The organism is Proteus sp. G2626 (genome assembly GCF_009915985.1).
Classification (GTDB): domain Bacteria; phylum Pseudomonadota; class Gammaproteobacteria; order Enterobacterales; family Enterobacteriaceae; genus Proteus; species Proteus vulgaris.
The window spans coordinates 371,277-392,539 of record NZ_JAABNH010000007.1; the positions used below are offsets into that span (position 1 = coordinate 371,277).

The 21,263-nt window shown below is 36.8% G+C and carries 19 protein-coding genes; 9 read left to right on the top strand and 10 right to left on the bottom strand.

Annotated elements, in window-relative coordinates; genetic code table 11:
- Positions 1-60: 60 nt before the first annotated feature.
- Complete coding sequence (locus tag GWJ05_RS04125; protein WP_036938815.1) at positions 61-1,335, bottom strand: bifunctional O-acetylhomoserine aminocarboxypropyltransferase/cysteine synthase; 1,275 nt, start codon at positions 1,333-1,335, stop codon at positions 61-63.
- 229 nt (positions 1,336-1,564) lie between these two features.
- The gene (gene yddG / locus GWJ05_RS04130) at positions 1,565-2,479 is read right to left on the bottom strand and encodes an aromatic amino acid DMT transporter YddG (protein ID WP_036934531.1); all 915 of its coding nucleotides are present in this window, start codon (positions 2,477-2,479) and stop codon (positions 1,565-1,567) included.
- Positions 2,480-3,356: 877 nt separating this feature from the next.
- Between yddG and GWJ05_RS04135 the strand changes: the two genes are divergently transcribed.
- From GWJ05_RS04135 to GWJ05_RS04160, 6 genes are all read left to right on the top strand, one after another.
- Positions 3,357-3,917, top strand: a complete 561-nt coding sequence (locus tag GWJ05_RS04135; RefSeq protein ID WP_036934533.1) for a fimbrial protein — start codon at positions 3,357-3,359, stop codon at positions 3,915-3,917.
- A gap of 97 nt (positions 3,918-4,014) precedes the next feature.
- Positions 4,015-4,695: a fimbrial biogenesis chaperone gene (locus GWJ05_RS04140; protein WP_036934535.1), complete on the top strand. Its 681-nt coding sequence runs from the start codon at positions 4,015-4,017 to the stop codon at positions 4,693-4,695.
- 36 nt (positions 4,696-4,731) lie between these two features.
- Positions 4,732-7,251, top strand: coding sequence for a fimbria/pilus outer membrane usher protein (locus GWJ05_RS04145; RefSeq protein WP_161681093.1), 2,520 nt, complete (start codon positions 4,732-4,734; stop codon positions 7,249-7,251).
- Positions 7,251-7,769, top strand: a complete 519-nt coding sequence (locus GWJ05_RS04150; protein WP_036934537.1) for a fimbrial protein — start codon at positions 7,251-7,253, stop codon at positions 7,767-7,769. Before GWJ05_RS04145 ends, GWJ05_RS04150 begins: the two co-directional genes overlap by 1 nt.
- Entirely contained in the window at positions 7,769-8,842 is a 1,074-nt protein-coding gene (locus GWJ05_RS04155) for a fimbrial protein (protein WP_036934539.1), read from the top strand. The genes GWJ05_RS04150 and GWJ05_RS04155 overlap by 1 nt, the downstream gene beginning before the upstream one ends.
- Before the next feature lie 25 nt (positions 8,843-8,867).
- Complete coding sequence (locus tag GWJ05_RS04160; RefSeq protein ID WP_087803329.1) at positions 8,868-9,179, top strand: helix-turn-helix domain-containing protein; 312 nt, start codon at positions 8,868-8,870, stop codon at positions 9,177-9,179.
- 128 nt (positions 9,180-9,307) lie between these two features.
- On the opposite strand, the gene potD is transcribed toward GWJ05_RS04160, so the two are convergent.
- From potD to cbrC, 6 genes are all read right to left on the bottom strand, one after another.
- Positions 9,308-10,351 carry a spermidine/putrescine ABC transporter substrate-binding protein PotD gene (potD, locus tag GWJ05_RS04165; RefSeq protein ID WP_036934542.1) on the bottom strand — a complete coding sequence of 348 codons (1,044 nt, stop codon included), beginning with the start codon at positions 10,349-10,351 and terminating at the stop codon, positions 9,308-9,310.
- 114 nt (positions 10,352-10,465) lie between these two features.
- Positions 10,466-11,245, bottom strand: coding sequence for a spermidine/putrescine ABC transporter permease PotC (gene potC, locus GWJ05_RS04170; protein WP_036934543.1), 780 nt, complete (start codon positions 11,243-11,245; stop codon positions 10,466-10,468).
- Positions 11,242-12,102: a spermidine/putrescine ABC transporter permease PotB gene (gene potB / locus GWJ05_RS04175; protein ID WP_036934545.1), complete on the bottom strand. Its 861-nt coding sequence runs from the start codon at positions 12,100-12,102 to the stop codon at positions 11,242-11,244. The genes potC and potB overlap by 4 nt, the downstream gene beginning before the upstream one ends.
- Positions 12,086-13,201 carry a spermidine/putrescine ABC transporter ATP-binding protein PotA gene (gene potA, locus GWJ05_RS04180; RefSeq protein WP_036934548.1) on the bottom strand — a complete coding sequence of 372 codons (1,116 nt, stop codon included), beginning with the start codon at positions 13,199-13,201 and terminating at the stop codon, positions 12,086-12,088. Before potA ends, potB begins: the two co-directional genes overlap by 17 nt.
- 545 nt (positions 13,202-13,746) lie before the next feature.
- On the bottom strand, positions 13,747-15,042 hold the full coding sequence (locus tag GWJ05_RS04185; protein ID WP_082239440.1) for a S8 family peptidase: 1,296 nt from the start codon (positions 15,040-15,042) through the stop codon (positions 13,747-13,749).
- A 160-nt stretch (positions 15,043-15,202) separates the two neighbouring features.
- The gene (cbrC, locus tag GWJ05_RS04190; protein WP_036934555.1) at positions 15,203-15,793 is read right to left on the bottom strand and encodes a PF03691 family colicin E2 tolerance protein CbrC; all 591 of its coding nucleotides are present in this window, start codon (positions 15,791-15,793) and stop codon (positions 15,203-15,205) included.
- Positions 15,794-15,960: 167 nt separating this feature from the next.
- On the opposite strand from cbrC, the gene dusA reads away from it, so the two are divergent.
- Complete coding sequence (dusA, locus tag GWJ05_RS04195; RefSeq protein WP_036934558.1) at positions 15,961-16,995, top strand: tRNA dihydrouridine(20/20a) synthase DusA; 1,035 nt, start codon at positions 15,961-15,963, stop codon at positions 16,993-16,995.
- Between the two features lie 44 nt (positions 16,996-17,039).
- Here the strand turns inward: dusA and GWJ05_RS04200 are convergent, their stop codons facing one another.
- Together GWJ05_RS04200 and GWJ05_RS04205 are read right to left on the bottom strand one after the other, a co-directional pair.
- Positions 17,040-17,354 (bottom strand): hypothetical protein, encoded by a 315-nt coding sequence (locus GWJ05_RS04200; RefSeq protein ID WP_036934560.1) that lies wholly within the window; start codon positions 17,352-17,354, stop codon positions 17,040-17,042.
- 195 nt (positions 17,355-17,549) lie between these two features.
- Positions 17,550-18,533, bottom strand: a complete 984-nt coding sequence (locus tag GWJ05_RS04205) for an NADPH:quinone reductase (RefSeq protein ID WP_036934563.1) — start codon at positions 18,531-18,533, stop codon at positions 17,550-17,552.
- Between the two features lie 153 nt (positions 18,534-18,686).
- On the opposite strand from GWJ05_RS04205, the gene dnaB reads away from it, so the two are divergent.
- Both dnaB and alr read left to right on the top strand, forming a co-directional pair.
- On the top strand, positions 18,687-20,096 hold the full coding sequence (gene dnaB, locus GWJ05_RS04210) for a replicative DNA helicase (RefSeq protein ID WP_161681095.1): 1,410 nt from the start codon (positions 18,687-18,689) through the stop codon (positions 20,094-20,096).
- A 40-nt stretch (positions 20,097-20,136) separates the two neighbouring features.
- On the top strand, positions 20,137-21,228 hold the full coding sequence (alr, locus tag GWJ05_RS04215; RefSeq protein WP_036934569.1) for an alanine racemase: 1,092 nt from the start codon (positions 20,137-20,139) through the stop codon (positions 21,226-21,228).
- The last annotated feature ends 35 nt before the right edge of the window (positions 21,229-21,263 follow it).

The following is a 21,263-nucleotide window of genomic DNA, read 5'->3' on the forward strand; positions in this document are numbered from 1 at the left end:
AAGTATAAAAAAACCTCCTTTAAATAAAGAAGGTTTTAAATTGATAATTGATAACTGTAATTAAATGCTGGCTTTTAATGCCTGCTCTAAATCTACAAGAATATCGTCGATATGTTCAATACCAATAGATAAACGGATCAAATCTCGAGAAACACCAGCGCGATCTAATTCTTCATCATTTAATTGACGATGAGTGGTTGAAGCTGGATGACATGCTAATGATTTTGCATCACCAATATTCACAAGACGAACAATGAGTTGCAATGCATCAATAAATCTAGCCCCGGCTTCTGCGCCACCTTTGATCCCAAAAGAGAGAATACCGGCAGGTTTACCTGACATATAACGTACGGCTAAATCATGCTCAGGGTGATTGCTTAAACCCGCATATTTAACCCATGCAACTTGAGGGTGATTTTGTAGATATTCTGCCACTTTCTGTGCATTTTCAGTATGTCGTTCCATACGCAGAGCCAGTGTTTCTAACCCTTGTAAGATCAAGAATGCATTAAAAGGTGACAGAGCAGCCCCCGTTCCACGCAAAGGCCCAACACGACATCTTGCTATATAAGCAGCTACACCAAAGTGCTCGACATAATTTACCCCGTGATAAGAAACATCAGGTGTATTTAATATTTCAAAACGATCTTTATGCTCAGCCCAAGGGAATTTACCAGAATCAACGACAATACCACCAATCGAATTGCCATGACCGCCAATATATTTGGTTAACGAGTGAATAATAATATCTGCGCCATGTTCAAAAGGACGACATAAATAAGGCGTTGCAACGGTATTATCAACAATCAAAGGCACACCATGACGATGAGCTACATCAGCCAATGCTTGAATATCGACAATGTTTCCGCTTGGATTTGTGATGGTTTCACAAAATACTGCTTTTGTTTTATCGTCAATTAATGCTTCTAATGCAGCAATATCATCATGGGGAGCAAAGCGCGCTTCAATACCAATACGAGGGAAAGTGTGCGCCATTAAATTATAAGTACCACCATAAAGTTTAGCGACAGAAACAATATTGTCACCCACTTGAGCAATAGTTTGAATAGCGTAAGTAATAGCTGCCATACCCGATGCTACGGCAACTGCAGCAATTCCACCTTCTAATGCTGCAACACGTTTTTCTAATACGTCATTAGTTGGATTCATGATTCGAGTATAAATATTACCGGGTACTTTTAAGTCAAAGAGATCAGCACCATGTTGCGTATCATCAAATGCATAAGAAGTGGTTTGGTAAATAGGTACAGCGACTGCTTTTGTCGTTGGATCAGGTGAATAACCGGCGTGAACAGAAAGTGTCTCAAGTTTCATAGCAATCCCTTTTTGTTGCATTTGTTCTTATCGTAATACTTATATTTTAAATAACTTAAATCAAAGTAAACGTTCTTAATATATAAGCCATATAAATAAGCGCATATTAACTCTGTCGTATAGTGAAAAAAATTCAAATTAAATTAATGCTATCCAGCCACCATACCGTCAATAAGGTAAAATGCCCTTTTTTACTATCATATTTGAGTTAAGGATCTTGTTTTTCTCGCTATTTTATCATTTTAAGTACTTTTATCTTTTTTTGACGAGTCGCTAACCAGCAAATTAAAGAGCCTCCGGTCACCATCATTACCCCTTGCCAAAATGAGAAGGAGAGTGCAGTAGACAATAATATTGATGAAAATGCAGTAGAAATAACAGGTGTAAAGTAAGAAAGCGTAGCTAATAAAGTCACATTACCTCTTATCATACCGATAGTCCATGCTGCATTAGCCAGCCCAATTGCCGCCCCTGTTATTAATAATAAAGTGATACTTTTTGTATTAACGATCCATTCTGCCGGTGTTGAAAATAAGTATTGCCCCCACAATGCAAGTGACGTTAATAGAAAGAAGGGCACAATACCGTTATTCCCTTCAGAAATAAGGCGAGTTAAATTACTATAAAATGCCCATAAAATGGCACCTGAAAACGCTAATATATAGCTTAATGGATTGCTTTGAATATTCTTCCATAAGCCTTCAATCGTGAGCGGGTTATCCCCACTAACAACCCAAACTAATCCACTAAATGAGCACAATAATCCTAAGATCAATAAAATTGAGAATCGCTGTTTATTGAGTATGACGGCAAGGGCTAACGTAAAACTAGGCCATAAATAATTCACCATGCCTAGTTCTATGGCTTGTGTTCTATCTGTTGCAAATCCTAATGCCAAAGATAAACATACTTCATAAGTGACAAATAATAGGGCTCCCCAAAAAAGATATCGTTTAGGAAAAAGTGATAGCTTAGGTATGCCTAGGATCAACATAAGAAACAGCGTCCCTGCGGTATAAATCAGAGCTGCACCTCCAATAGGGCCAAAATACTCACTGATATTACGAATTAAACCAACAATAGTGCTCCAAAGAAAAATAGCAACGATGCCATATAACGTTCCTTTTGCTGAGCTAGATATCATTTTGAGCCTTCAAATTTAAGATTTTACCATTAGAACCCATATTAAAATAAAACCAGAATAATTGCTTTAACCACTTTTATGCAAAAATAATAAAGAAAAACCTGATCAGTGAAACATTTTGTTACAATTAATATTAAGTATAAAACATATTGATCTACTCCCATAAGTAGTAAAAAAAGTGTCATTTATTTTATATTTTAAAAATACACCTTTTAATTTCAATTTAAAATGGATAAATAATATTTCTATTTTTCTTATAAATTTTAAATTCGAAATTTATATTTGAATAAAAAAATAGGCAATACTGCCTTTTTTTATCATAAAAAGTGTTATTTTTTGTATCATTTTATAAATAGTTTCACTATGAAATATATTTTATGAAACATCATCTTATAAGTACATTTACAGAATCTTTTTAGGACGCTCTTTATTAGAGTATTGAGACTGAATAAAAACAAAAAACAAAAACACAATGAATATCAATACAATACACGACATCATATAAAACATTAGATAAAATAATGTATTTTTCTATTTATTAACACTAAATATTGCCGATAGTTATCACGATATCAATAGATATCACCTATAAAAAAAGCCAAAAACGATCGTTTAAAACGATTTCTCTAATTTTTTTAGCACATCTATAATTTTTGGAAATTTGACTTAAGTGTGGATGAGCCTGTTTTATCGTTTCTACGATAATTGCGGTAATCGCTCTCTGTTAAATATATATAAATAGCCTTACGTTACACATCTAAGAAATAATTTTACCCCTATTATTCTCTATTTAAAAATAGGGAATAAATAGAATTAACCGTTAGCTTAATTTATTAAGTTAACGGGTAAGTATATATTTAAAATATAGGAACAATTAATGAAAAAGTTATTATTATCTGCAATTATCACTTCTGCAATGGCAGTTATTGCAACACCTGCATTTGCAGAAGACACCGGCACTCCAGCACCAACAGAAGTGACAGTTAATGGTGGTACCGTTAACTTTGAAGGTTCTGTTGTTAATGCAGCTTGTGGTGTTGATAGTAGCTCAGCAAACCAAACTGTTCGTCTAGGTCAATTCCGTGTTGCCGAATTTACCAAAAAAGGTGATGAGACAGGTCGTATCCCTTTTAGTATCAAATTAAATAACTGCGATATTACTGTTTCAACATTAGCTGCAATTACGTTTAATGGCACAGCTTCTGATGGCGATGCAAATGCATTTGCACTACAAGGTAGTGGCGCTGCTGCGAATGTAGCATTAAAAATTACGGATTCAAGTAGCAAAAACGTTGTTCCTGGCCAACCATCAACAACACAAAAACTCATTGAAGGTGAAAACCAATTAAATTACAACGCATCCCTTATTTCAACGGATGATACTGTTAAGGCGGGTAGCGCAAACGTTACCACAAACTTTATGGTGACTTACTCTTAATTGCTAATCATTTTTGATTGATATCTTATTGCCAAGGACGGCCTATTTTTTATCAACATGCAATTATCCTATAATTATTACCTAATATATTTCTATTATGAAAAAAATACTTACATTCCTTATTATTTTTCTCTTCCCATTATTATCTTATTCTAATGGGGTTTCATTAGGCGCCACACGTATTATTTATAATTCTAATATTAAACAAACCAACCTTGTTATTACTAATTCAGATAAACAAAATAGTTTTTTAATTCAGTCATGGGTTTCGGATAACCAAGGCATTAAAAATAACGATTTTATCGTAACACCTCCTTTATATATTCTTGATGCAAATAAAGAAAATGCATTAAGAATTATGTATACCGGCGCACCACTACCTGAAGATAGAGAAAGTTTATTTTGGATGAATGTAAAAGTGATCCCTTCATTACAAGATGAATTGGCTAAGGAAAACACACTACAAATAGCAATACAGAGTCGCATAAAGCTTTTTTATCGTCCGAGTCGCTTACCTGCTTATAATGCAAAATTTGCGAATGAAATTTCTTTTTCTTACCAAAATGGTGAGCTTATTGCGAATAACCCTACACCTTATCATATAACCATGGTGAATTTAGCTGTGGCCGATAATCCACTTCCAGCAAGCATAATGATAAATCCGTTATCTCAATTAGTGTTAGGAAAAGTAAAAAATAATGCAAGCATAATTTCATTCCAAACAATTAATGATTATGGCGCACAGACAGCTGTATTAAAAAAAGACATTTCTCATTAATGATTACATCTGCTTCAAGCTTATTGGTCAAAAAACATGATTAATAAAAATACAGTTTATTCTTTCTTTTATGGTGCCATCACAATATCAATGGCTTTGCCATTTTTGGCATACAGCACAAACCGATTTAATCCTGCATTTTTGGCTGACTCTTCTGATTCAGTGGCTGATTTAAGCTATTTTGAAGCTGGAAATAGTATCAAACCCGGAGATTATCCACTTGATATTATTATTAATCATGAATATCTAAGAACAGAGAGTATTCATTTTATTAGTCAAGATAACAATGTAATTCCTTGTTTAAATAAATCTTTTTATCAATCATTAGGGATTAATACTAAAATATTTTCTGATATTGAAAATGCCTCAGATAATAAATGCATTAATATTGAAGACATTATTCCTAACTCTGTTGTTAATTATGATCTTGAGAAACAAGCATTAAAAATTCAAATACCTCAAGCCGCTTTAGATCTTAAAGCACGTGGCTATATACCACCCGAGAAATGGGATAACGGTATTACAGCGGGAATATTAAATTATACATTTAGCGGTGCCAACAGTTGGGGAAATTCTCATAATAATAGTTACTATCTAAATCTACGTAGCGGGATCAATATTGGTGCTTGGCGATTAAGAGATTATTCCACTTGGAATTCATCAAATGGAAAAAACCAATGGAACCATATCAGTACCTATCTTCAACGCAATATTGTGTCATTAAAAAGCCAATTACAAATTGGCGACAGTTATACGTCATCAACACTTTTTGACAGTATTAATTTCAGAGGTATTTCCTTAGAAAGCGATGACACGATGTTGCCTGATAGCCAAAGAGGCTTTGCCCCTATTGTTAGAGGAATAGCGAATAGTAATGCCAAAGTCGTTATAAAACAAAATGGCTATATTATTTATCAAACCTTTGTCGCTCCCGGAGCATTTGAAATTAAAGATCTCTATCCAACATCAAATAGTGGAGATCTTTATGTCTCTATTGAAGAAAACGACGGCAGTACGCACGATTATATTGTGCCGTATTCTGCTGTACCCGTTTTGCAACGAGAAGGCCAAAAACAATTTGTTATTCAAGCGGGTGAAATTCGCCAAAATAACCAAAATAAAAAACCACGTTTTTTACAAAGTCATCTGATTTATGGATTACCTTATGACACTACAGCATATGGCGGGGCTTTAGTTACAGCAGATTATCAATCTTATGCACTTGGAGCCGGTAAAAATATGGGCACCTTAGGTGCATTGTCTACGGACATCACTTTTGCTCATAGCAAGTTGCCTGATGACTCAACATCTGAAGGCTACTCTTTACGTTTTCTCTACGCAAAATCACTCAACCAATTTGGTACTAATTTTCAGTTATTAGGTTATCGCTATTCCACGTCTGGATTTTACACACTAGAAGAGACCCTGAACACACGTATGTCTGGTTATCTCTATGAAAATAATCAACAAACACCTTCACGTTATTTTGATTTGCGTAATCATAAAAAAGGCAGCCTACAAATCAATTTATCACAACAACTAGCTGATTATGGCTCTGTTTTTATGACAACACATTGGCAAAACTATTGGGGAACAAATGAGAAAAACGTCTTAATCCAAACGGGTTATAACGGTAATATAAAAGGGCTCTCTTATAACATTATTTATAGTTATAACCGAATGATGAACAGCGGAGAACGAGACCAAACACTCTCTGTTGGGGTTTCTATTCCGTTGCAACTTCTTATGCCTTCCAGTTATCAACCAATAAATAGTGCTTATCTCACTTATAACTACAGTCATAATAATAACGGTTATTCTGCACATAACGCGGGCGTTGCAGGCACACTACTTGATGACAATACATTAAATTACAGTGTCCAACAGGGATATAGCAATCAAGGCGGCAGTTATACAGGAAGCGCTTCTCTTGGATATCAAAGCCGATATGGCAATTTGAATGCGGGTTATAACTACCATCAAGATGCTCAACAACTCAATTATAGCCTCGCTGGCGGTATGTTATTACATAGTGAAGGAGTCACATTAAGTCAGCCATTAAGCGCCAATACCATTTTAGTTGATGCGGGTAAAACACCGGATGTACCTATTGATAATGCAACCGGTATTTATACTGATTGGCGAGGATTTGCTGTTATTCCTTATGCCACAGCGTATCGCCAAAATAAAGTTGCCCTAGATACCACGACACTCCCAGATAATGTCGAAATTGAACAAAATATTCAGCAAGTTATCCCGACACAAGGTGCTGTTATTAAAGTTAATTTTGATGCAAAAACAGGCTATCGCTTATTACTGACACTAAGACAACAAGGACGCCCTCTGCCTTTCGGTGCAATTGCAACAGATAAACAAAATCATCTCTCTGGCATTGTGGGGGATGACGGATTGCTCTATCTCTCTGGCGTCCCTAGCTCTGGCGTATTAGATATTCGCTGGGGAAATGAATCAACCCAATATTGCCAAGTTCATTATCAATTACCTCAAAAGCAACATAACGAGCCCTTTGTAAAAATGACACAGGAGTGCCAATAATGCGCAAATTAATACTTATTTTGGCTTTATTGCTACTTTCCATAAGCAAAGGCAATACTTATGACACTTTGATTCAAATTAATGCCAGAGTGACAGGCAATACTTGCACTGTAGAAACCAATTCAAAAACAATTACAGTGAAATTAGGTAATATTGCCACTAAAGATTTCACGTCAACGACCATTGCTCAACAACGTACGCCTATTATCCCTTTTAGTATTAAGTTGGTAGATTGCCAACCCGAAGCCAGTGGCGTGAAAGTCAATTTTAAAGGAACACCATCTACGGCGGATAATACATTACTCGCCATTAATCAAGATGGGGCTCAAGGTGTCGCAATTGCACTTATGGATGAGTCAGGCACACCTATTGCAATCAATGAACAAAGCCAATCTTACCTGTTATTGCCAAATCAAGATAACACTCTGCAATTTTACGCTCGTTATGTCGCAACACACCTGCCAGTCACCTCTGGGCAAGCCAATGCGACTACAACTTTTTTACTGGAGTACCAATAATGAAATATTCCCTTTATTCCCTAACATTACTGGTCTCTTTATCGTTGCTCCCTCAAAAAAGGGTATGGGCAGTAGCAGATCCTCTTATCGTATCTCCTGTACCAATGAATTTTGATGGTGCTGCAGATGGTACACCAGCAGGGACCCCCATCACGTCAACATGGATTGGAGAGACATCTGTTCATAACGGCTTTAAATGTGAAAATAAATTTCTACAAAAATGCTGGGTTGAAACGCTCTATGCTAATGCACTGGGTTCAAAAATAAGTGGGATCTATTATTACGAAGGGAGTAATCGATATCCGGTTTATTCGCTAGCTGGCGTAAAAGGCATTGGTTACGCCTTTGGTTTAAAAGATAACAATGACAATGTTTCTTATGTCCCTATTGATGTCGGCACGGGCTCTAGTGCAACTATTATTTATCCAGCCGTAGGCTCTACCGTAAATAAAGGTGTAGACCGAGTTTCATTAAAAGCAAAAGTAGTATTCGTTGTTACTGATGAGCACTTAGAAACGGGTGTTTATACTATTCCTTACACCGTGATTGCGAATACTTGGTCTGAATATGGTGGAGGACATAAAGGAAATAACACATCACTTGTCGCAATAAATCCGGTGACAATCACCATTAAAGCCAGAGGTTGCACAGTAAATACCAAAAATCTGACTTATGAATTAGGTGATATTTCAATGCGAGATATGAGCACTATCGGCTCAACATCAAAAACACAAACAAAGCCTATTTCAGTGAATTGCGACACCAATGTGCATTTATATGCCAGCATGACTGACCAATCTACTTATTCTAATAATACAGATATTCTTACATTAACATCAGACTCAGATGCATCTGGTATTGGTATTCAATTTTTCTTTAATGATAACCCAACACCTGTGACTTATGGGCCAGACATTAGTGCTACGGGGCAACCCAATCAACGTTTACTTCATATAACAACATCTAATAACGAAAACTACACATTAAACCTGTCAACCCGATATATCACGACTGGAACACTAAAACCTGGTAAAGCAAACGGGTTAGCCAGTCTGACTTTTTCTTATCAATAATGATTTGAATTTTTAAGGCTGATAAATGATAGATAACAGCAAAACCATTAATTTTCGTATAGGCCAGCGAATACGCCATTTACGAAAAAAGTTAAAATGTTCGGGAACTGTATTTGCTAAAAGATTAGAGATAAGCCAGCAACAGCTTTCTCGTTATGAACGCGGAACAAATAGGATCAGTATCGAGTTAATTTATCGTATCTCTGAAAAATTTGATGTTCATATTAGTTATTTTTTACAAAGTAATTATATATCTAGCATTGAACAACACCGAAAAACTCAAGAAAAAAATAATCAATTAATTGCCGAAAGCTGTATTAAAAATGACTTTAATTGAACATAGTTTATTTTTCTCATTACAAACTCTCTTTTACTTCTCTTTTATTTTTCGCTAAATAAAATGACTTTTCTTCTGTTATAAAAAAGCCACCTTTAAGGTGGCTTCAGCATAAGAATCAAATTCAATTAACGTCCAGCTTTCAGTTTTTGGTAATAGCTTTCATATAATACAGTTGCATCACCAACATCATTTTGCCATTCACCTTTATTGATAATCTCTTCACTTGGATAAAGTGAACTATCTTTTGTAATGGTATTAGGTAGTAATTTTTGTGCTGCTAAGTTTGGTGTTGGATAACCAATGTTTTCAGCTACTTTTGCTGCGATTTCTGGACGTAATAAGAAATCGATAAGTTTATGAGCACCGTCGACATTCTTAGCATTAGCAGGAATAGCTAAACTATCCATCCAGAAAATTCCACCTTCTTCTGGCCACACCATTTCAATTGGCGCACCCGCATCGCGAGCAATAAATGCAGAACCATTCCAAATCATCCCTAAATTAACTTCCCCTTGCATATAAGGGTTAGCGGGATTATCTGAGTTAAAAGCTAATACATTCGGCATGAGTTTTTGTAGCTCTTTATAGGCCTCTTCGATCTCTTTAGGATCAGTCGTATTACCTGAATAACCTAATTTTAATAATGCTATTTGGAAAACTTCACGAGCATCATCGGTTAATAATAAGCTATCTTTATATTCAGGCTTCCATAAATCTGCCCATGAAGTAATGCTACTCACATCAACTTCATCGCTATTAATACCAATAGCGGTCGCCCCCCAAATATAAGGAATAGAGTAATCATTTTCTGGGTCGAAGGGTTTATGTAATAAACTAGGATCGAGATTATCAAAATGCGTTAATTTCGATTTATCGATTTTTTGTAACATTCCTTCATGACTCATTTTAGAAATAAAATAAGTGGAAGGAACCACCAAATCATAAGCCCCTTCTTTATAGGTCTTTAACTTGGTATACATACTTTCATTGGACTCATAGGTGGAATAGATCACCTTAATCCCAGTTTCTTTCGTAAACTGTTCAAGCAAACCAGGCGGCACATACTCCGTCCAGTTGTAGAAATATAATGTCTTACTATCATCAGCCGATGCTGTGCCGATACTTAATGCCATTACGCTAGCAGCAAGTACAGAGGACCACTTTTTCATTTATGTTTCCTTCAGTGGTTGATGCGTTAATATCAAATAGGCAGCAAGCCTACCTCCAACAGATTGGTCATAAAGACCCCAATAAGTGCAAAAAACTTGCACTAATACATGTCATTACGCTTTGCCAGTTCGGTCTCTTAAGATCAACTGGCTAATTAACACTAATACTAAGGATAGACCTAAAAGGATGGTTGCAAGCGCATTCACCTCTGGTGAAACCCCTACTTTTACCATTGAGTATATTTTCAATGGTAAAATTTCATAGCTTGGGCCTGTCACAAAAGAGGATACCACCACGTCATCCATGGATAACGTAAAGCTTAATAACCAACCTGAAGCCACTGCTGGCATCGCAAGTGGCATAATGATTTTACGTAGAATAGTAAATTCACCTGCCCCCAAATCTTTAGCAGCTTCCAACATTTTTACATCAAATCCACTTAATCGTGAGTAAACCGTCACCACAACAAAAGGTAGACAAAATGTAATATGTGAAAATAAAAGCGACCAAAATCCCAATGAAACTCCAAGGATCATAAACAACACAAGTAATGAAATCGCCATCACAATATCAGGCGACATCATTACGACAAACAGCATACCACCGACAAATTTTTTGCCACGAAAGCGGTAGCGATAAAGCGCAACTGCCGCTAATGAGCCAATGAGTGTAGCAAATGTCGCGGAAGTAACTGCCATCGTTAATGAATGCCCTGCTGCTTGAAGTAGGCTGTCATTATTAAATAAAATGGCATACCAATCTGTGGTAAACCCTTTCCAATTAATCCCGAAACGTGATGAGTTAAAAGAGTTAACTATCAGAATAATAATCGGGATATAAAGATACGCGTAAATAATGGACATAAATCCACCACGCAATAACCGTCCTATCATTCTATTTCTACCTTCTTATGCAGTAGCTTCACGGCTCGGTAATACACAAACAGCATTAATCCCATCACCAATGTTAAGCAAATACTAGTTGCTGCGCCGAAAGGCCAGTCACGAATATTTAAGAATTGGCTTTTAATTACGTTACCAATTAATAAGTTTTTCGCGCCCCCCATTAAATCCGCAACAAAGAATAAGCCCATTGCAGGTAACATCACAAGTAAACAACCCGCAATGATGCCTGGCATCGTTAATGGAATAATGATGCGAATAAAGGTTTGCAGTTTATTAGCACCTAAATCACGCGCAGCTTCTAAACAAGGTTTATCTAACTTTTCAATGCTGGAATAGAGTGGCAACACCATAAAAGGTAATAAGATATAAACCAGCCCCAGCACAACCGCTTCTGGGGTATAGATAATTCTTAGTGGTTTATCAATGAGTCCAACCCACAACAGGAATTCATTAAAATAACCTTTGGTACTTAGGAATATCTTTAATCCATAAATACGAATAAGCGAATTTGTCCAAAAGGGTACAATCAATAGAAACAACATTAATGGCTGTATTTTCTTAGGCATTTTTGCAAGGAAATAAGCAAAGGGATAACCTAATAATAAACAAGCTAATGTTGCCACTACCGCCATATTAATAGAATGTAGCAAGACTTCTGCATACATGGGATCAAATAAGCGATAGTAGTTATCGAGTGTAAAGACCATCTCGACAAGATTGGCATCATCTCGCGTCAAGAAACTGGTCGCAATGATCATGATATTCGGCAAGAAGACGAACACCATCAACCAACCCACCACACCGGTAATGACGATGTTTTGAAATAGTTTACGTGTTTTCTTCATCTGCCAGTACGACCTCCCAGCTTTCAACCCAAGTCACCGCAATTTTTTGGTCTAACGAGTGATCAACATCTGGATCATCTTCATTAAAGAACTCACTAACCATCACCATCTTGCCATTTTCCATTTCAACAACAGAATCTAGCGTCATGCCTTTATAATTACGCTCACGAACATAACCAATTAATCCCGGCAGATTTTCAAGATCGTGAATTTCTTCAACACGAAGATCTTCAGGTCGAAGCAATACTTTGAGTGACTGGTTTTCTGTCACCGGTAATGTAGTATAAATATCACATTCATGTCCTTCTACATCAGCACGAATACGCGCATCATCAATACGATGCAGAACACGGGCATCAAAGATATTAATTTCACCTATAAATTGCGCAACAAATAGATTTGTTGGCTCTTCATAAATTTCACGCGGTGTCCCATCTTGCTCAATACGCCCTTCTCTCATCACCACGATCCGATCTGACATCGTCAGTGCCTCTTCTTGATCATGAGTCACGAAAATAAAGGTTATTCCTAATTTACGTTGTAAGGCTTTTAATTCATTTTGCATCTGTTTACGTAATTTGTAATCCAGTGCAGATAATGATTCATCAAGCAACAACACTTTAGGTTTATTGACAACAGCACGTGCAATAGCGACACGTTGTTGTTGTCCGCCAGACAGGTGTGCAGGTCGACGTTGTGCGAAATTTTCAAGTTGCACCATACGTAACGCTTCTTCTACGCGAACATTAATCTCTTCAGCAGGCGTTTTTTGCATACGAAGACCAAATGCGACGTTTTCAAAAACAGTCATATGAGGGAACAGTGCGTAACTTTGAAAAACCGTATTTACAAAACGTTGTTCCGCGGGAATATCCGTAATATCCTGCCCATCTAGGATAATTTGCCCATCGTCAACGTCTTCTAAACCCGCTATTAAACGCAAAACCGTCGTCTTACCACAGCCCGAAGGACCGAGGATGGTTAAAAACTCGCCATGGTTGATAGTGAGATCGAGGCGGGAAATAATTTGTTTTCCGTCGAAACCTTTACTTAAGGATTTTAATTCGACAACTGGTATCAGAGATGTTTTCTCAGTCATTTAAGGTAATACTCTATCCCGAAGAATAATGCAGATAGAACCGCCACTGGAAAAGACTGTGTGAGCTGCCGGAGCATTATGCTCCACAGAAGCCCAAAACCAGCGACGCCGTATGTATAGTACAAGCGGAAAATGATAAACGTAGTGGCGTGAAATTGAAAGTAAAAAGGCGCATAAACAATGAAAAACTATTCATATTTAAGTTTTTCATCATAAATCTGGCTCTTTACGATTTATGGAAAAAATACAATAAAATCAAAGTACTATTAATTCATATAAATCATAAAAATCAACTAAGTTTATGATTAAATAATTTTCCTATTATAAGTTGTCTTATTGTCTTATTTTTCTATAAAAACTTATTATTACATTTATTAACAACATAATTTTATAGCAATCATTGAGTTCATAAAATTTATTAAATTACCCTTTTTTAGATTATAATCTTATCACAATAAGAAAAACTTTATATATCATGCACATATATATTTAAAATTAAGAACACCTCCTAATATTAAGAGGTGTTAAAGAGAAAATGATTCTATTTAATGATATTTTATTCGCTTTTTTAAATACAGAATCGCATTATTAACATTAGGTAAAGGGCCTATTTTGTCATTTAACTGTGGAAAAGTCCCCGTTCTAATTAATAAATCACGCATTTGTATTGGTGTTAATACACTGTTTGTATGATTTTTATACCAAGACTGGATCACCGCAGCGGCTCCCGCAACTAAAGCACTCGCTGACGATGTTCCACTAAAATTAGCCGTATAAGTATGATTGTCATCACTTCTAAAGAGATCACCATAACCTGCAGTTGCCACATCTTCTCCCCAAGCTTGTACATGAATAGGTGAGCCATGCGTTGAAAAAGGTAAGCGATTTAATGTATAAGGCGAGCCCGCACCAACACGTATCGAATTATTATCATTACGTTGACGATAACTTTCATAAGCAGGTAAATCGAGATCCACCCCCCCATTACCCGCCGCCATAATCACAATGATACCCGCATCTGTTAATGCACGAGTCGCTTCCCAAATATGCATTTCATAATCGGCAGGAACATAAGCTTGATGCTCACAGATTGTCTGCATTTCATATAAAACAATATCACCTGCATGTAATATACGTTTACTGGCAATAATTGCATCAATACGGCCACAGGTTAATTCAGAGATGGCGTAAAACATATCGAGTTTATACGCAAGTCCAGTGATCCCCTTACCATCTTTTTTTCCCATTATTAATCCAGCCACCGCAGTACCGTGATCAGCTTGACTCGTTTTTTCATTAAAAGGTAACAATGATGTAATGTTATCTGTTGATAAATCATGGTGAGAAAGGTTGAAGTCCCATTCAATATCAGCAACTTGAACTCCTTGCCCATAGGCTTCTTGTTTCCATGCTCCTAATACTCCCAACCCTATAATTTTATTAATATTGACTGTTTTTTCTGGCTCATATAAATATTGCTGATATTGAGTAAAATCAGGCGTAATATTGGGAGGTTCAATAGGTTGTATCGGTACCGTTTGCACATACTCAATATCAGGGTGTTGCTTTAATATTGTAATGAGATTATCTAATGAATAAATATTATTATCTGGTAAATTAAGATAATAATATTTATTTAATTCATGACAATTTATTGAAATAGAATTCATATTATTTTTAGGAGGTAATTGATAAGCAGAGGAAATAACAGGAACTAAAGATATATTAGATAAAAAAGAATTATGTTGACCATGATAAAAAGGCAGTGATAAATTTTTATGTTCAACTTCAAGATTATTTATTCTATTTAATTTTATAAGGATCTTTCTTTTAATGTTCATATTCAATGCTCCTTTTATTATTTTTTCGCTTTTATAACGTAAAATATTGAGCACTGACTATTTCTATTTTTAATAGAGATGATGAAAAAAATATATATTATAAAAATAATAATGAGCCTATCTCAGCTTAACAAACTCAATATTATTTTGATGATCTTTATTAGCTAAAATCCATATGTAGACGTAGTTTACCACAACAACAACATTTAAATAAATAACCCTGGCATTCACCATCATTCCATAAGCGCTCTGATAAATCAGGAAGTTCAAAACCAATCTCTTTAATATCTTGTTCTAAAGAAGCAAATTGTTCTAATTTATCTTTGATATCGTCCCATTCTACATAATCAATAAAGGCACAAGGTTCATCGCAATGTATTAGCCAATGTTCTTGTTGCCAGCCATGATAACCAGGCGTCCGTTTTGTTAATTCATCGAGTTTGTTTTTATCTATAGGAGGTAAAGTAGAACCACAATACTCCCCATCTTCGTCATAGAGAACTTCTCCGCCTTCAATGCTTGCACTATCTTGAAATTCACCATCAAACTTTTCACTGGCTGAACCATCAGCAATACACCAAGGGCATAGTGCATCAATATCTTCGACTGAATAGAAAGGACTACCATAACAAATATCAGTTTCTTTTCCACAACAATCACATACAACAGTATCATTCATAATAAAAGCTCCTGTTTTTACAGGTTCAGGATGATATTTAAAATAAGGTAATGCTCTTTTTTCAGTTGACATATATTTTCCTATTTTATTTTCCTAATTACTCATCTTCTGTTTAGTAAAATAATCCTAACCGTAGATCCATCATGTGTAAGTGATTCTCTATGCTATAATGTGCGCTTATTTTATCTCCTCCATAAATGAGAGATAACCAACGCCTAAATAGATGAAAGAATTACAGCATGTCAGAAATTACAGAACTCAATAAACTAACAGAAAATCATTATGTTAATAACCATTCAAAAAATTATAATTTGAATCGTTTTTCTGTTGCGCCGATGTTGGATTGGACTGATCGCCATTGTCGTTATTTCTTTCGTCAACTCAGCAAAAATACGTTGCTTTATACTGAAATGGTCACAACAGGTGCCATCATTCATGGCAAAGGCGATTACCTAAAGTACAGTGATGAAGAACACCCAGTTTCATTACAATTGGGCGGAAGCGATCCGCACGCTTTAGCACAATGCGCAAAATTAGCGCAAGAGCGTGGTTATGATGAAATCAACTTAAATGTGGGTTGTCCTTCAGATCGCGTACAAAATGGACGCTTTGGCGCTTGTTTAATGGGAGATGCACAACTCGTCGCAGATTGTGTAAAAGCCATGCGTGATGTAGTTGATATTCCGGTTACTGTAAAAACGCGGATTGGGATCGACGAACAAGATAGCTATGAATTTTTATGTGATTTTATTGATACTGTTAGCCGTGATAACAATTGCGATACCTTTATTATCCATGCACGTAAGGCATGGTTATCAGGTTTAAGCCCTAAAGAAAACCGTGAAGTTCCCCCTTTAGATTATCCTCGTGTTTATCAATTAAAACGTGATTTCTCGCATCTTACTATGGCTATTAATGGCGGTATTAAATCGCTAGAAGAGGCAAAAGAACACTTAAAATATATGGATGGTGTGATGGTTGGACGTGAAGCCTATCAAAACCCGTCTATTTTAGCGTATGTTGATCATGAACTCTTTGATAGTCGGTTACCGATTGCTGATACAGTCACCGCCGTAAAAGCAATGTATCCTTATATTGAAAAAGAGCTCTCTCAAGGGACTTATTTAGGCCATGTCACTCGTCATATGCTAGGAATTTTCCAGGGTATTCCAGGCGCAAGGCAATGGCGACGTCATTTAAGTGAAAATGCCCATAAGCAAGGCGCTGATTTATCTGTATTAGAAAATGCACTCAAATTTGTGACTGAAAAATAATTTCAAAACAAAAAACCAGCCATAATAGGCTGGTTTTTTTATTATTAAAGCAATGAGAAGAAACGATTATAATTTGCTACTAAATAAGCAATTTGAAATTCAAATGCTTCTTTAACTTCGCGTTTTCCGTCTTCTGTTCCTTCTTTCTTTTTTATATCAAAAAATGCATTTTGCATTAATTGAACTGAGACATCCATTGATTTTTGAAATGCAGATAAATTATTATTTTCACCAAATCGTTCAAATAACATCTCTATTTTTTCATCTGCAACATCGCGAATAAATTGTAATTCAACATTACTAACTTTATTATCTTCATAAATAAAATCAATAAAATCTTTCAATTCATCTTTTTGCATAAACATTCCCTATTTAATTAATAGAACCGTGGAAACGCAAATTAAAATAGATGAGAATAAAAATAAATCTAAAATAATTTAAAAGGTTTTTTTTTGACAATGAAGATAGATATCAATTATCTTTACGAATAATAAATAAATATTTAAAACCTGTTTAATTTATTTCAAACAGGTTTTGGTGTTGATTAACATTAATTAAGGAATAAGCAGGCTTGAGCCTTGAGACTGTCGACTTTCAAGATAACGATGTGCCTCTTTTGCATCAGCTAAAGCAAATTTTTGATTATCTGGCACACTAACATCAATTTTACCGCTTCCGATTAACGCAAATAGTGCTTCACTTGCAGCATCTAGCTCTTCACGTGTTGTGATATAACCCGAAATGGATGGGCGCGTAACATATAAAGAACCTTTTTTGTTTAGAATGCCTAAATCAACACCTGTCACTGCACCCGACGCATTACCAAAACTCACCATTAAACCGCGGTGTTGTAAACAATCTAATGAGTCTAACCAAGTCGCTTTACCGACAGAATCATAAACAACCGGCACTTTTTGGTTATTAGTCAGCGCTAATACACGTTCCACAATCGACTCAGTTTGATAATTAATCACTTCCCATGCACCTGCGGCTTTTGCTTTAGCAACCTTTTCATCACTACCTGCTGTACCAATCATGTTTGCACCAATTGCTTTCGCCCATTGGCTTGCAATTAAACCAACGCCACCAGCAGCTGCGTGGAATAAGAAGGTTTCACCTGCTTGTAATTTATAGGTTTCATTGAAGAGATAATAAACCGTTAATCCTTTTAAGAAAGAGGCTGCGGCTTGTTCAAAAGAGATATTATCTGGCAGACGTGCCACTTTATTTTCTGGTACATTATGCGTATCGCTATAAGCCCCTAGCGGAGATTGCGCATACACAACTCTGTCCCCTTCTTTTAGTGAAGTCACTTTAGCGCCTGTTTTGATAATAATGCCCGCAGCTTCAGTGCCTAATCCACTAGGGAATTGGCTTACAGGGTATAGCCCACTACGTACATAAGTATCAATATAGTTAATACCAATTGCCTTGTTGGCAACCTGAACTTCGTGATCACCAAGAGGAGCCAGTGTAAATGTTGCTAGTTCGAGAACATCAGCACTGCCATGAGCTGCAAATTGAATGCGTTTAGCCATTGCTATCTCCTTTATAGGATGAGGGGTTAAATAAGCGAGCTCTAAAGACCTTTATAGATAATGACAAAGGATAGCTATTTCTACAAGGCACAGATAATTGGGTTAGCGTATACTAGAGCGTACTGATACTTTTTCGATTTTTATGCAGGATTTATGGCCAGAAATAAGACCACTGACAAGCTGATGTCTGATATCAAAGACCGACAAATGGAGGGATTAAAGCTACCTCCCCATTCGCTGGAAGCAGAGCAGTCCGTGTTAGGCGGTCTGATGATAGATAACGAACGTTGGGATAATGTTTCTGAACGTGTTACCGCAGAAGACTTTTATAGTCGACCTCATCGTACTATTTTCTCGCAAATGCAACGCTTACTGGAATTAGGTAAACCTATTGACCTGATTACATTATCCGAAGCATTAGAACAAAATGCCGAACTAGACAGCGTGGGGGGATTTGCTTACTTAGCTGAGCTTTCAAAAAATACGCCAAGTGCGGCGAACATTAACGCTTATGCGGATATCGTCCGAGAACGTGCGGTTGTTCGCGATATGATAAAAGTTGCCAACGAAATTGCAGATGCCGGTTTTGATCCTCAAGGACGCACCAGTGAAGATCTACTCGACTTTGCTGAATCAAGAGTATTCCAAATCGCTGAAACTCGAGCTAATAAAGACGAAGGCCCTAAAGCAATAGAAACAATTTTAGAAGAAACTGTTGAAAAAATAGAACAGCTCTATCAAAAACCTCACGATGGTGTCACTGGGGTTTCAAGTGGTTATCAAGATCTTGATAAGAAAACCGCAGGATTACAGAAATCAGATTTAATTATTGTCGCGGCACGTCCTTCTATGGGTAAAACCACATTTGCCATGAACTTATGTGAAAATGCGGCAATGACAGAAGAAAAACCCGTACTTATCTTCAGCTTAGAGATGCCCGGCAACCAAATCATGATGCGTATGTTGGCATCATTATCTCGTGTCGATCAGACCAGAATTCGTACAGGCCAGCTTGATGATGAGGATTGGGCGCGTATTTCAAGCACCATGGGTATTTTACTTGAAAAACGCAATATGTATATCGATGACTCATCAGGTTTAACACCAACAGAAGTACGCTCTCGTGCTCGTCGAATTTATCGTGAACATGGCGGTTTAAGCCTTATCATGATTGACTACTTGCAGCTAATGAGAGTACCTTCATTATCTGAAAACAGAACACTAGAAATTGCTGAAATTTCTCGTTCTTTAAAAGCATTAGCTAAAGAATTACAAGTTCCTGTGGTTGCTCTATCACAGTTAAACCGTAGTTTGGAACAGCGTGCTGATAAACGCCCTGTTAACTCCGACTTACGTGAATCAGGCTCTATTGAGCAGGATGCTGACCTTATCATGTTTATTTACCGCGACGAGGTTTACCACGAAAGTAGCGATTTAAAAGGTGTTGCAGAAATTATCATCGGTAAACAACGTAACGGCCCAATTGGTACAGTAAGGCTTACCTTTAACGGTCAATGGTCACGCTTTGATAACTATGCTGGTCCTGCTTACGACGATGAATAATCACTAACCTTGACTTAATTAAAGGAAGTATTGAAATAATATGAAAGCGGCAACCGCAGTGATAGATCGCCGCGCTCTGCGTCACAATTTTCAGCATGTGAGAGACTATGCCCCACATAGCCACCTGATAGCTGTCGTGAAAGCAAACGCTTATGGTCATGGGTTATTAGAAACAGCATATACCTTAATGGATAATGCTGATTGTTTTGGTGTTGCACGTATTGGTGAAGCATTAACCTTACGAAGTGGGGGTATTGTCAAACCCATTCTCCTGCTAGAAGGCTTTTTTGATGTCGTTGATCTACCTATTTTAGTCGTCAACCATATTGAAACCGTTGTTCATAGCCAAGAACAATTAGAAGCATTAGAACAGGCTGACTTAGATGAACCCGTTAAAGTATGGATGAAAATCGATACGGGTATGCACCGTTTAGGAGTACGTCCTGAAGACGCGCAAGCCTTCTATTTACGGCTTTCCGCCTGCAAAAATGTACAACAACCTATCAATATTGTGAGCCATTTTAGTCGTGCTGATGAACCCGATGTTCCTGAGGCGACACAAAAACAAATCTCACTATTTCAAGATTTTATTCAAGATAAAGCCGGTGATAAGTCTATCGCAGCTTCTGCTGGTATTTTATTTTGGCCTCAAGTCCATTATCAGTGGGTTCGCCCCGGCATTATCACTTATGGTATCTCTCCTACTGGTGATGAAAGAACGGGAAAAGACTTTGGCTTAATTCCTGCAATGACGCTAAAAACAAGCCTGATCGCTGTTCGTAAGCATAAAGCCGGTGAGCCTGTTGGTTATGGTGGCACATGGGTAAGTGAAAAAGACACTTATCTTGGCGTTATCGCCATTGGTTATGGTGATGGTTATCCTCGCAGTGCACCTTCAGGTACTCCTGTGTGGATCAATGGTCGAAAAGTGCCTATTGTGGGTCGTGTTTCGATGGATATGATCAGCGTCGATTTAGGGACTGAACTGATTGATAGTGTTGGTGATGAAGCTATTTTATGGGGAGATGTGTTGCCCGTAGAAGAAATTGCCAAATATAGTGGTATTAGCGCCTATGAGTTGATTACTAAATTAACCTCGCGCGTCATCATGGAATACCTAGACGAACAATAATACACACGATATTGTATCCCTATGACACACTAAAA

Excerpts from the sequence above, each read along its gene's own strand:
- GWJ05_RS04125 (WP_036938815.1), bottom strand. The coding sequence starts at position 1,335 with ATGAAACTTGAGACACTTTCTGTTCACGCCGGTTATTCACCTGATCCA.
- yddG (WP_036934531.1), bottom strand. The coding sequence starts at position 2,479 with ATGATATCTAGCTCAGCAAAAGGAACGTTATATGGCATCGTTGCTATT.
- GWJ05_RS04135 (WP_036934533.1), top strand. The coding sequence starts at position 3,357 with ATGAAAAAGTTATTATTATCTGCAATTATCACTTCTGCAATGGCAGTT.
- GWJ05_RS04140 (WP_036934535.1), top strand. The coding sequence starts at position 4,015 with ATGAAAAAAATACTTACATTCCTTATTATTTTTCTCTTCCCATTATTA.
- GWJ05_RS04145 (WP_161681093.1), top strand. The coding sequence starts at position 4,732 with ATGATTAATAAAAATACAGTTTATTCTTTCTTTTATGGTGCCATCACA.
- GWJ05_RS04150 (WP_036934537.1), top strand. The coding sequence starts at position 7,251 with ATGCGCAAATTAATACTTATTTTGGCTTTATTGCTACTTTCCATAAGC.
- GWJ05_RS04155 (WP_036934539.1), top strand. The coding sequence starts at position 7,769 with ATGAAATATTCCCTTTATTCCCTAACATTACTGGTCTCTTTATCGTTG.
- GWJ05_RS04160 (WP_087803329.1), top strand. The coding sequence starts at position 8,868 with ATGATAGATAACAGCAAAACCATTAATTTTCGTATAGGCCAGCGAATA.
- potD (WP_036934542.1), bottom strand. The coding sequence starts at position 10,351 with ATGAAAAAGTGGTCCTCTGTACTTGCTGCTAGCGTAATGGCATTAAGT.
- potC (WP_036934543.1), bottom strand. The coding sequence starts at position 11,245 with ATGATAGGACGGTTATTGCGTGGTGGATTTATGTCCATTATTTACGCG.
- potB (WP_036934545.1), bottom strand. The coding sequence starts at position 12,102 with ATGAAGAAAACACGTAAACTATTTCAAAACATCGTCATTACCGGTGTG.
- potA (WP_036934548.1), bottom strand. The coding sequence starts at position 13,201 with ATGACTGAGAAAACATCTCTGATACCAGTTGTCGAATTAAAATCCTTA.
- GWJ05_RS04185 (WP_082239440.1), bottom strand. The coding sequence starts at position 15,042 with ATGAACATTAAAAGAAAGATCCTTATAAAATTAAATAGAATAAATAAT.
- cbrC (WP_036934555.1), bottom strand. The coding sequence starts at position 15,793 with ATGTCAACTGAAAAAAGAGCATTACCTTATTTTAAATATCATCCTGAA.
- dusA (WP_036934558.1), top strand. The coding sequence starts at position 15,961 with ATGTCAGAAATTACAGAACTCAATAAACTAACAGAAAATCATTATGTT.
- GWJ05_RS04200 (WP_036934560.1), bottom strand. The coding sequence starts at position 17,354 with ATGCAAAAAGATGAATTGAAAGATTTTATTGATTTTATTTATGAAGAT.
- GWJ05_RS04205 (WP_036934563.1), bottom strand. The coding sequence starts at position 18,533 with ATGGCTAAACGCATTCAATTTGCAGCTCATGGCAGTGCTGATGTTCTC.
- dnaB (WP_161681095.1), top strand. The coding sequence starts at position 18,687 with ATGGCCAGAAATAAGACCACTGACAAGCTGATGTCTGATATCAAAGAC.
- alr (WP_036934569.1), top strand. The coding sequence starts at position 20,137 with ATGAAAGCGGCAACCGCAGTGATAGATCGCCGCGCTCTGCGTCACAAT.